Genomic DNA, 10,618 nt, shown 5'->3' on the forward strand with positions numbered 1-10,618 from the left:
TACTTCCGTAAACTGTTCGTCGTGACCGACACGACGAACCAGCGCCCCGCGAACTCGCACCCCGGGGACGACGCAGCCACCCTCCCGACGACCTACGCCCCGGCCGAGGTAGAGGGCGAGCTGTACGAGCGCTGGGTGGAGCGCGGTTACTTCACGGCCGACGCGAAGAGCGAGAAGCCCCCGTACACCATCGTCATCCCGCCCCCGAACGTCACCGGCGCGCTGCACCTGGGCCACGCCTTCCAGCACACGCTGATGGACGCGCTGACCCGCCGCAAGCGGATGCTCGGCTTCGAGGCGCTGTGGCTCCCGGGCATGGACCACGCGGGCATCGCCACCCAGAACAAGGTGGAGCAGCAGCTCGCCGAGGCCGGCCTGTCCCGGCACGACCTGGGCCGGGAGGCCTTCGTCGACAAGGTCTGGGAGTGGAAGGAGAACTACGGCGGCCGGATCCTCGGCCAGATGCGCCGGCTCGGCGACGGCGTGGACTGGTCGCGCGAGCGCTTCACCATGGACGAGGGCCTCTCGCAGGCCGTCCAGACCATCTTCAAGAAGCTCTTCGACGACGGCCTGATCTACCGCGCCGAGCGCATCATCAACTGGTGCCCGCGCTGCCTGACCGCGCTCTCCGACATCGAGGTCGAGCACGAGAACGTGCCCGGCGAGCTGGTCTCGATCCGCTACGGCGACGGCGCGGACGCGATCGTGGTCGCCACCACCCGCGCCGAGACCCTGCTGGGCGACACCGCGGTGGCCGTCCACCCGTCCGACGAGCGCTACGCGCACCTGGTCGGCCGGACCGTCAAGCTGCCGCTGACGGACCGTGAGATCCCGGTCGTCGCCGACGAGCACGTCGACCCGGAGTTCGGCACCGGCGCCGTCAAGGTGACGCCCGCGCACGACCCGAACGACTTCGCCATCGGCCAGCGGCACGGCCTGCCCAACCTGACGGTGATGGACGACCGCGGCATCATCACGGTGCACGGCCCGTTCCTCGGCCTGGACCGGCTGGAGGCCCGCTCCGCCGTGGTCGGCGCGCTGCGCGAGCAGGGCCGGATCGTCGCCGAGAAGCGCCCCTACGAGCACGCGGTCGGCCACTGCTCGCGCTGCCACACCGTGGTCGAGCCGCGGCTGTCGCTGCAGTGGTGGGTCAAGGTCGAGCCGCTGGCGAAGGCCGCGGGCGACGCGGTCCGCGACGGCCGGGTCGAGATCCACCCGAAGGAGCTGGAGCGCCGCTACTTCGACTGGGTCGACAACATGTACGACTGGTGCATCTCGCGCCAGCTCTGGTGGGGCCACCGCATCCCGGTCTGGTACGGCCCGGACGGCGAGGTCGTCTGCGTCGGCCCGGACGAGCAGCCGCCCGCCGGCGAGGGCTGGGTCCAGGACCCGGACGTGCTGGACACCTGGTTCTCCTCCGGCCTGTGGCCGTTCTCCACCCTGGGCTGGCCGGAGCGCACCGCCGACCTGGAGAAGTTCTACCCGACCGACGTCCTGCTGACCGGCCACGACATCATCTTCTTCTGGGTCGCCCGGATGATGATGTTCGGCCTGTACGCGATGGACGGCGAGGCCCCGTTCAAGACGGTGGCGCTGACCGGCCTGGTCCGCGACGAGTTCGGCAAGAAGATGTCGAAGTCCTCCGGCACCGCCGTCGACCCGCTGGACTGGATGGACGCCTACGGCGCCGACGCCGTCCGCTTCACGCTGGCCCGCGGCGCCAACCCCGGCGCCGACGTGCCGATCGGCGAGGACTGGGTCAAGGGCTCGCGGAACTTCTGCAACAAGATCTGGAACGCCACCCGGTTCGCGCTGATGAACGGCGCCACCGTCCGGGGCCCGCTGCCCGCGCCGGAGGAGCTCACCGCCGCGGACCGCTGGATCCTGTCCCGGCTGAACGCCACGGTGGCCGAAGTCGACGCGCTCTACGAGGACTTCGAGTTCGCGAAGGTCTCCGACGCACTGTTCCACTTCGCCTGGGACGAGGTCTTCGACTGGTACGTCGAGCTCTCCAAGACCACCCTGAACGGCGGCGGCCCGCAGGCCGACCACGCCCGCCGGGTGCTCGGCGAGGTGCTGGACGTGACGCTGCGCCTGCTGCACCCGATCGTCCCGTTCGTCACCGACGCGCTCTGGACGGCGCTGACCGGCGCCGAGTCGGTGGTCGTCGCCGAGTGGCCGACGGACTCCGGCTACCGGGACGCCGACGCCGAGTCGGAGATCGCCCTGCTGCGGCAGGTGGTCACCGAGGTCCGCCGGTTCCGCAACGACCAGGGCCTGCGCGACACCCAGAAGGTCCCGGCCCGGCTGGAGCTGGCCGGCCACCGGCTGGAGGTGCACGAGGCCGCGATCCGCGCGCTGCTGCGGCTGACGGTGCCCGAGGAGGGCTTCCACGCCACCGCCGCGCTGCCGGTGGCCGGCACCACCGTCGCGCTCGACCTGTCCGGCACCATCGACGTGGCGGCCGAACGCAAGCGCCTGCAGAAGGACTTGGCCGCCGCCGAGAAGGAGAAGGCGCAGACCACCGGCAAGCTCGGCAACGAGGCCTTCCTGGCCAAGGCGCCGGACGAGGTGGTCGCCAAGATCCGCGTCCGGCTGGCGGCCGCCGAGGCCGACATCGAGCGGATCACCGCCCAACTCGCGGCGCTGCCGCAGGGCTGACCGCGGGCCGGCGAGGGCCGTCGCTCCCCCCGGGGGCGGCGGCCCTCCGCCTTTTCCCGGGTTCTTCCCGACGGTTTGTCAATTCCCTTGCCCGCGCGTCGCGGTATCGGTGAAGCACCCCCTATTCGGCGTCATTGTGCGGCAATTGGCCCGCCGCGCCATTTGGAATGCATTGCGTTGCCCACCCCCGCGCGTTCAGCGACCTTTGCACACCGGATGTGTACGGTGGGCGGAAGTTCCCATTCGGGCGGGGCACGGACGGAGGGCACGCACATGATGGCGACCGGGGAGTTGGCCGACGAACTTCCGGACGAACTTCCGAGGGAAGAGGTGGAGGCGGCCAAGGCCCGGGCGGCGACGCTGCTGCTGGCATTCCGGCACGGAAACCAGATCGCCTTCGACACCGAGCTGGACCGGCTGCTCGCCGAGCACGTCGAACGCGAAGTGGCCACCCTGCTGGTGTGGATCGCCGCCGAGGCGGTCCGCAAGGCGTACGCCCCCGAGGTCGCCGACCGGGTGCTGCGCGGCCTGGCCCGGCGGGCCCCGCACGACACCTCGCAGGTGCCGGTGGACGAGGAGGCGGCCGGCGCCGCCCTGCTGCTGGAGGCCGTCGCCGCGGGCGACGTCGCCCAGGTGCGCGCCCTGGTGGCCGGCACCCCCGACACCACCTACCTGCTCGGCGGCCTGGTGCAGGCGGTCGCGATGATGCTGCCGCTGCTGCCGGAGGGCGAGGCCGAGGAGATCGCCGCCGAACTGCGCCGCCGGCACGCGGGGCGGCTGCCGACGCCCCGCGCGACGTACTGACGGATCGTCACTGCGCGTCCCGGCCCGGGCGGTTCCCGCACCGGGACGCGGCCGGACGACGGGTCACGGCATCGCGTGCAGGTGCGCCCCCACGGTGGTGGCGATCTGGTTGCCCGCGGTGGCGTCCCAGTTGGTGGACCAGGTCATCGCGCCGCCGATGGTCGGCCACTTGGCCGGCGGGACGAAGCTGCCGCAGTTGGTGCCGGCGGCCAGGCAGTCCAGCGCGTTGTTCACCACCGACGGGCTGATGAAGCCGCCGCCCGCCGCGCTGGTGGAGGCCGGGACGCCCAGGCCGACCTGGTCGGGCCGCAGGCCGCCCTGGAGCTGGATGCAGGCCAGGCCGGTGAGGAAGTTCTCGGTGCCCTGCGAGTAGACCCCGCCGTCGCAGCCGAGCATCGCGCCGCTGTTGTAGTACTGCATGTTGACGATGGTCAGGATGTCCTTGGTGGCCAGCGCCAGCTTGAAGTACTCCCCGCCGGTGGACTGCATGCCGATGGTCTCCGGGGCCATGGTCAGCACGAAACCGGACCCGACCTTGGCCGCCAGGGTGTGCAGCGCCTGCGCCATGTAGGTGGAGTTGACGCCGTTCTCCAGGTCGATGTCGATCCCGTCGAAGCCGTACTGCCGGATCAGGGCGTACGCCGAGTCCGCGAAGTTGGCCGCGGCGGTGGAGTTCGCCACCGAGACGGTGCCGTTCTGCCCGCCGACCGAGATGACCACCTTCTTGCCGGCCGCCCGCTTGGCCGCGATGTCGGCCTTGAACTGGGCCTCGGTGTAGCCGCCGAGCTTGCCGGCGAGCGTCGGGTCCAGGGTGAAGGAGATCGCGCCCTGGGTGCTGGTGGCGTCCGCGAAGGCCACCGCGATGATGTCGTACGCGGCCGGGACGTCGCTGATCCGCTGCGGTGCCGCGCCGTTGTAGAAGTCCTGCCAGTAGCCGGTCAGCAGGTGCTTGCGGGGCGGCGGCGCGGTCGGGCTGCCCGACGTCGACGGGGACGGCGAGGGCGAGGCGCTGGTCGAGGGGGACGGCGACGGGGTCGGCGAGGTGCTGGTGGACGCGGAGGGCGAGGGCGACGGGCTGGTGCCGGTGCCCGGGCCGACCAGCGAGACCCTGTCCACGGTGAACGGGGTCTGCCCGTACCAGCCGTGGAACCAGACCGACACCGAGGTGGTGGCCGCCCCGGTGGTGAAGGTGGAGGTCAGGGTGTTCCACCCGGCGTTGGAGCTCCAGGTGGACGGGTCGGTGCCGCCGGTGCCGGTGACGCCCGCGAACACGTAGCTGCCCTGCACCACGGTGCTCAGGGTGTACGTCGAGTTGGGCAGCACGGCGACGGTCTGGCTGCAGTTGGCGTAGTCGGTGCCGGCCGGGGAGCCCTGGAGGTCCCAGCCGGTGGCGGCGTTGTTCACCGCGGTGACGGTCGGGCCGCAGGTCCACGGGGCGAGGTGGTTGCCGGCCGAGAAGTCGCCGTTGGCCAGGACGTCGACGCCGGGCGCGGCGGTGGCCGTGCCGGTACCGGCCAGGACCAGGCCGACCAGGCCGGTGGAGGCCGCCAGCAGTCCGGCGAGCAGGGCCCGCCCGGCGCGCGGGCGGGGACGGGGCTGTGGTGCACGCATGCCATCTCCATGTGGGGGAGTGTCGATGGGGGGTGCGGTGCGGGGAGCTCGGTGCGGGGAGCGGGTGGGAGCGACTCACACGGTGGAGTAGACCAATTCCGGTGTCAAGGGGGCCTGCAGGCCGGGGTGCCCGTCCGGCCGCGGCGCACGGAGTCCCTAGACTGGCGGGGTGAGCGACAAGGCCGAGCCCAACCCCTACACCGTCCGTCCCGCCGACGCCGGCGGCACCGACCCCGAACTGCGCGCCGTCGAGGCCGAGCTGGCCACCCGCTGGCCGGAGAACAAGCTGGAGCCCTCGCTCGACCGGATCGAGGCGCTGATGGACATCCTCGGCCAGCCGCAGCGCTCCTACCCCTCGATCCACATCACCGGCACCAACGGCAAGACCTCCACCGCCCGGATGGTCGAGCAGCTGCTGGGCGCCTTCGAGCTGCGCACCGGCCGCTACACCTCCCCGCACGTGGAGTCCGTCACCGAGCGGATCAGCCTGGACGGCGCGCCGATCAGCCCGGAGAAGTTCGTCGAGACCTACCGGGACGTCGAGCCCTACGTGCGGATGGTCGACGCCGCCCAGCCGGTCGCGATGTCCTTCTTCGAGGTGCTCACCGGCATGGCCTACGCCGCCTTCGCCGACGCGCCGGTGGACGTCGCGGTGGTCGAGGTCGGCATGGGCGGCTCCTGGGACGCCACCAACGTGATCGACGCCCAGGTCGCGGTGATCACCCCGATCGGCCTGGACCACACCGACAAGCTGGGGGAGACCACCGGCGAGATCGCGGTCGAGAAGTCCGGGATCATCAAGCCCGGCGCGCTCGCCGTGGTCGCCCAGCAGCAGCTGGACGCGGCCGAGACGATCCTGCGCCGCGCCGTCGAGGTGGACGCCACGGTGGCCCGCGAGGGCCTGGAGTTCGGCGTGCTGCGCCGCGAGGTCGCGGTCGGCGGCCAGCTGGTGACCCTGCGCGGCATCGGCGGCCACGAGTACCCGGAGCTCTTCCTCCCGCTGCACGGCGACCACCAGGCGCAGAACGCCGCGCTGGCGCTCGCCGCGGTCGAGGCGTTCTTCGGCATCGGCCAGGGCGGCGCCGAGCACCTGGACGAGGAGAAGGTCCGGCAGGCGCTGTTCGGCGTCTCCTCCCCGGGCCGGCTGGAGGTGGTCCGGCGCAGCCCCACCGTCATCCTGGACGCCGCGCACAACCCGCACGGCGCGCAGGCCGCGGCCAGCGCGATCGGCGAGGCGTTCGGCTTCACCAAGCTGGTCGGCGTCATCGCCACCAGCGGCGACAAGGACGTCACCGGCCTGCTGGAGGTCTTCGAGCCGATCCTCGCCGAGGTCGTGGTCACCCAGAACTCCACCCACCGCGCGATGCCGGTCGACCGGCTGGCCGCCCTCGCCGTCGAGGTCTTCGGCGAGGACCGGGTGCAGGTCGAGCCGCGCCTGGACGACGCGATCGACGCCGCCGTCACCCTCGCCGAGGAGGAGGACCTCGGCGGCGCCGGCGTCCTGGTCACCGGCTCCGTCATCACGGTGGGCGAGGCGCGCCTGCTGTTCGGAAGGAAGTAGCCGCCGATGCGCACCCTGTGCTCCTCCACCCTGATCGGCGAGGCCCTGCTGATCATGTTCGCCGGCCTGGTGGCGATGAAGCTCACCGACGTCGGCACCGGCACCATCTGGGCGGTCAGCGCGGTGGCGATCGCGCTGTGCGTGCTGCTGTGCGGCGTGATCACCCGCCCCGGCGCGGTGTACGTCGGCTGGGCGCTGCAACTGGCCGTGCTGGCCGGCGGGCTGGTGCTGCCGACCATGTACGCCTTCGGCGTGGTGTTCGGCGGCCTGTGGTGGTGCTCGGTCCACTACGGCCGCAAGATCGACGAGTTCAAGGCCCGGCGGGCCGCCGCCGAGTCCGCCGCCGCCGAGTCGGCCGTCGACGGGGCCGCGGCTCCGGCCTGACCGGCCTGACGTGGGACTGGGCGACGGGGTGCCGGCCCGGCCGGGGTAGTGTCGGGGGCACAGTCAGGCACGACCGAACACCTCAGGAGCCGTACCGTGTCCCAGCGCACTCTCGTCCTGCTCAAGCCCGACGCCGTGCAGCGCGGCCTGGCCGGCGAGATCATCAGCCGGATCGAGCGCAAGGCCGGCTGGCGGTTCGCTGCGATGGAGCTTCGCACCTTCGACCGCGCCACCCTGGAGCAGCACTACGCCGAGCACGTCGGCCGCGACTTCTACGAGCCGCTGCTGGGCTTCATGACCTCCGGCCCGTCGATCGCGCTGATCGTCGAGGGCGAGAACGTCGTCCCCGGCATCCGGGCGCTGGCCGGCGCGACCGACCCGCTGGCGGCCGGCGCGGGCACCATCCGCGGCGACTACGCGACCATCACCCGGGAGAACCTGATCCACGCCTCGGACTCCCCGGAGTCGGCCGAGCGCGAGATCAAGATCTTCTTCCCCGCGCACGCGTGAGGATTCGGTAGCGATCCGGTGCTCCGTGCCCCCGCCGGGCATGGGGCGCCGCCCACGGGGAACGAGCAGCTCAGGGGCCGGACGGCGGATCGGGTTGCTCCCTCTGGGCGTTAATCCTCAAATCACGGAACCCTACCCTCCGACACGGCGTCCCAATGCCAGGAGAAGCTGATTCGCCCCCGGAGAATGGGCGGCACGCCGTACCCGCCGCCCGCGCTGACCGGCGTGACTACGATGGACCCAACTCACGGGCACGGAGCGGCTGCTCAGCCGCCGTCAGCCCTCTCGCGGGCTCGCACGGCCGGCCCGCTCCCCGCCCTTGATCCGAACTCGGGAAGGCACTCGACATCCCATGGCGAACAACCTGTCGTTTCTCGGCCGGGACCTGGCGATCGACCTAGGCACCGCGAACACGCTGGTGTACGTCCGGGGCAAGGGCATCGTGCTGAACGAGCCGTCGGTGGTGGCCGTGAACACCAACACCGGCGGAATCCTCGCGGTCGGGGCCGAGGCGAAGAAGATGATCGGCCGGACCCCCGGCAACATCGTCGCGATCCGCCCGCTCAAGGACGGCGTGATCGCCGACTTCGAGATCACCGAGCGGATGCTGCGGTACTTCATCATGAAGATCCACCGCCGCCGCTACCTGGTCCGCCCGCGGGTCGTGGTCTGCGTCCCCTCCGGCATCACCGGCGTCGAGCGCCGCGCCGTGGTCGAGGCCAGCATGCAGGCCGGCGCCCGCCAGGTGCACATCATCGAGGAGCCGATGGCCGCGGCGATCGGCTCCGGCCTGCCCGTGCACGAGCCGACCGGCAACATGGTGGTCGACATCGGCGGCGGCACCACCGAGGTCGCGGTGATCTCGCTCGGCGGGATCGTCACCGCGCAGTCGCTGCGGGTCGCCGGCGACGAGCTGGACAGCGCCATCGTCCAGCACATCAAGAAGGAGTACAGCCTGCTGCTGGGCGAGCGCTCCGCCGAGCAGATCAAGATGTCGATCGGCTCCGCGTTCGGCCTGGAGGGCGAGAAGGACGAGCACGCCGAGATCCGCGGCCGCGACCTGGTCTCCGGCCTGCCGAAGACCGTGGTCATCTCGGCCGCCGAGGTCCGCGAGGCCATCGACGAGCCGGTGAACTCGATCATCGACTCGGTGAAGACCACGCTGGACCAGTGCCCGCCGGAGCTCGCGGGCGACGTGATGGACCGCGGCATCGTGCTCACCGGCGGCGGCGCCCTGCTGCGCGGCCTGGACGAGCGGCTGCGCCGGGAGACCGGCATGCCGGTGCACATCGCGGAGAACCCGCTGGACTCGGTGGCGCTGGGGGCGGGCAAGTGCGTCGAGGAGTTCGAGGCACTGCAGCAGGTCCTGGACGCCCAACCGCGTCGTTGAGCGTCTTGAGCGCCATCGAGCGCCGTTGAGCGCCGTTGAGCAAGGCAATCCGAACTACACACCGAGCTGAGCCGATGAGCATGCAGCACGAAGGGGCGGCGGCACCACCGTGAGGGACACCCGAGAGAGCCGACTACTGCTGGTCCTGCTGGTGGTGGTGGCCTTCGCCCTGATCACCGTGGACATCAAGGGCGGTCAGGACTCGCCGCTCGGCGGCGCCCGCCGGGCCGCGGCCTCCGCGCTCGGCCCGGTGGAGAACGCCGCGGCCGGCGCGGTCGACCCGGTCGCCGGCTACATCCGGGCGATCCGCGACGCCGGCACCCACCAGCAGCGGCTCGACCAGATCACCCGGGAGAACACCGAGCTGCGCCAGAAACTGGCCTCCTCGGACGCGGCGGCCGGCCGCACCAAGCAGCTCGACGACCTGCTGCACACGGCCGGCTCCGGCGGCTACACCGTCAAGGCCGCCCAGGTCATCGCGATCGGCGCGGCCCAGGGCTTCTCCTGGACCATCACCATCGACGCCGGCAGCGACGACGGCCTGACCCGCGACATGACCGTGATCGACGGCCAGGGCCTGGTCGGCCGGATCACCACCGTCGCCCCGACCACCGCGACCGTGCTGCTCGCCTCCGACCCCGGCTTCACCGCCGGCGTCCGGCTGGAGGGCGGCGGCGAGATCGGCTTCGCGGCCGGGCAGGGCGCCTCGCCGATGCGGATCGAACTGCTGAACGGCCGGGCCCAGGTCAAGGCCGGCGACCGGCTGGTCACCTTCGGCTCGCAGAGCGGCCGCCCGTTCGTGCCCGGCGTGCCGGTCGGCACCGTCAAGGAGGTGCAGGCCACGCCCGGGCAGCTGACCAAGACGATCCTGGTCGAACCGTACGTGCAGTTCACCCGGCTCGACCTGGTCGGCGTGGTGGTCGTCCCGCCGCGCACCGACCCGCGGGACGCCGTGCTGCCGCCGGTGCCCGCCGCGTCCGCCGGCGCCGCGGGCAACCCGCAGGCGCCGATCGCCGCCGTACCGCCGACCACCGGGGGGAACTGATGCCGCGCCCGAGCCGCGTCCTGCTGTCCGCCGTGCTGCTGGTGCTGGCCCTGGTGATCCAGGTCAGCGTCCTCGGCCGGCTCCAACTGCCCGGCGCCACCCCGGACCTGCTGATGCTGGTGGTGGTCGGCCTGGCCCTGGTCTACGGCCCGACCGGCGGCTGCCTGGTCGGCTTCTGGGCCGGCCTGCTGGCCGACCTCGCCCCGCCCTCCGACCACGCGGTCGGCCGGTACGCGCTGGTGCTCTGCCTGGTCGGCTACGGCGCCGGCCTGCTCCGCCCGGAGGGCGGCCGGCAGCGCTCGGCGCTGTCCGCGCTGGGCGTGGTGGCGGTCGCCGCGGTGCTCTCCACCCTGCTGTACGCGACGGTGGGCGCGCTGGTCGGCGACACCGCGGCCCGGCACGTCGGCCTGACCGGCCTGGTGTTCAGCGCCCTGCTGTACGACGTGCTGCTGGCCCCGTTCACGGTGCCGCTGGTGATGCTGCTGGCCCGCCGCTTCGACGGCGACCGGGTGGTCAACGAGACCGAGCGCGGCGCGGACGGCGGCTCCGGCCTCGGCGCGCTGGCCCGCTACCGGACCACCCGCCAGCCCTCCGCCACCCCCTACAAGAAGAAGCGCGCGCTCGGCCTCGCCAAGCGCCCCTGAGCCGGGAC

General features: G+C 72.3%; 9 protein-coding genes. 8 read left to right on the forward strand and 1 reads right to left on the reverse strand.

From position 1 onward, the window contains the following. The first annotated feature begins 21 nt into the window (after positions 1–21). A complete protein-coding gene (locus tag ACIP60_RS20575; protein ID WP_400686474.1) occupies positions 22–2,661 on the forward strand; it encodes a valine--tRNA ligase in 2,640 nt (879 codons plus the stop codon). 273 nt (positions 2,662–2,934) lie between these two features. Beyond that, entirely contained in the window at positions 2,935–3,465 is a 531-nt protein-coding gene (locus ACIP60_RS20580) for a hypothetical protein (RefSeq protein WP_100836140.1), read from the forward strand. A 63-nt stretch (positions 3,466–3,528) separates the two neighbouring features. Here the strand turns inward: ACIP60_RS20580 and ACIP60_RS20585 are convergent, their stop codons facing one another. Further along, positions 3,529–5,076 (reverse strand): chitinase, encoded by a 1,548-nt coding sequence (locus tag ACIP60_RS20585; protein WP_400686477.1) that lies wholly within the window; start codon positions 5,074–5,076, stop codon positions 3,529–3,531. Positions 5,077–5,245: 169 nt separating this feature from the next. On the opposite strand from ACIP60_RS20585, the gene ACIP60_RS20590 reads away from it, so the two are divergent. The 6 genes from ACIP60_RS20590 (at position 5,246) to mreD (ending at position 10,610) form a co-directional block, all read left to right on the forward strand. Beyond that, complete coding sequence (locus ACIP60_RS20590) at positions 5,246–6,637, forward strand: folylpolyglutamate synthase/dihydrofolate synthase family protein (RefSeq protein WP_111556169.1); 1,392 nt, start codon at positions 5,246–5,248, stop codon at positions 6,635–6,637. 6 nt (positions 6,638–6,643) lie between these two features. Continuing rightward, complete coding sequence (locus ACIP60_RS20595; RefSeq protein ID WP_100836137.1) at positions 6,644–7,021, forward strand: DUF4233 domain-containing protein; 378 nt, start codon at positions 6,644–6,646, stop codon at positions 7,019–7,021. A 96-nt stretch (positions 7,022–7,117) separates the two neighbouring features. Then, a complete protein-coding gene (ndk, locus tag ACIP60_RS20600; protein ID WP_100836136.1) occupies positions 7,118–7,531 on the forward strand; it encodes a nucleoside-diphosphate kinase in 414 nt (137 codons plus the stop codon). Between the two features lie 364 nt (positions 7,532–7,895). Continuing rightward, complete coding sequence (locus ACIP60_RS20605; protein ID WP_030458241.1) at positions 7,896–8,921, forward strand: rod shape-determining protein; 1,026 nt, start codon at positions 7,896–7,898, stop codon at positions 8,919–8,921. A gap of 109 nt (positions 8,922–9,030) precedes the next feature. Beyond that, the gene (gene mreC, locus ACIP60_RS20610) at positions 9,031–9,966 is read left to right on the forward strand and encodes a rod shape-determining protein MreC (protein WP_400686480.1); all 936 of its coding nucleotides are present in this window, start codon (positions 9,031–9,033) and stop codon (positions 9,964–9,966) included. Further along, a complete protein-coding gene (gene mreD, locus ACIP60_RS20615) occupies positions 9,966–10,610 on the forward strand; it encodes a rod shape-determining protein MreD (protein WP_100836134.1) in 645 nt (214 codons plus the stop codon). Before mreC ends, mreD begins: the two co-directional genes overlap by 1 nt. The last annotated feature ends 8 nt before the right edge of the window (positions 10,611–10,618 follow it).

The sequence above is a fragment of the Kitasatospora sp. NPDC088783 genome (assembly GCF_044750705.1).
Taxonomy (GTDB): domain Bacteria; phylum Actinomycetota; class Actinomycetes; order Streptomycetales; family Streptomycetaceae; genus Kitasatospora; species Kitasatospora fiedleri.

Coding starts and splice junctions, on each gene's coding strand:
- ACIP60_RS20595 (WP_100836137.1), top strand. CDS start 6,644: ATGCGCACCCTGTGCTCCTCCACCCTGATCGGCGAGGCCCTGCTGATC.
- mreD (WP_100836134.1), top strand. CDS start 9,966: ATGCCGCGCCCGAGCCGCGTCCTGCTGTCCGCCGTGCTGCTGGTGCTG.
- ACIP60_RS20580 (WP_100836140.1), top strand. CDS start 2,935: ATGATGGCGACCGGGGAGTTGGCCGACGAACTTCCGGACGAACTTCCG.
- ACIP60_RS20585 (WP_400686477.1), bottom strand. CDS start 5,076: ATGCGTGCACCACAGCCCCGTCCCCGCCCGCGCGCCGGGCGGGCCCTG.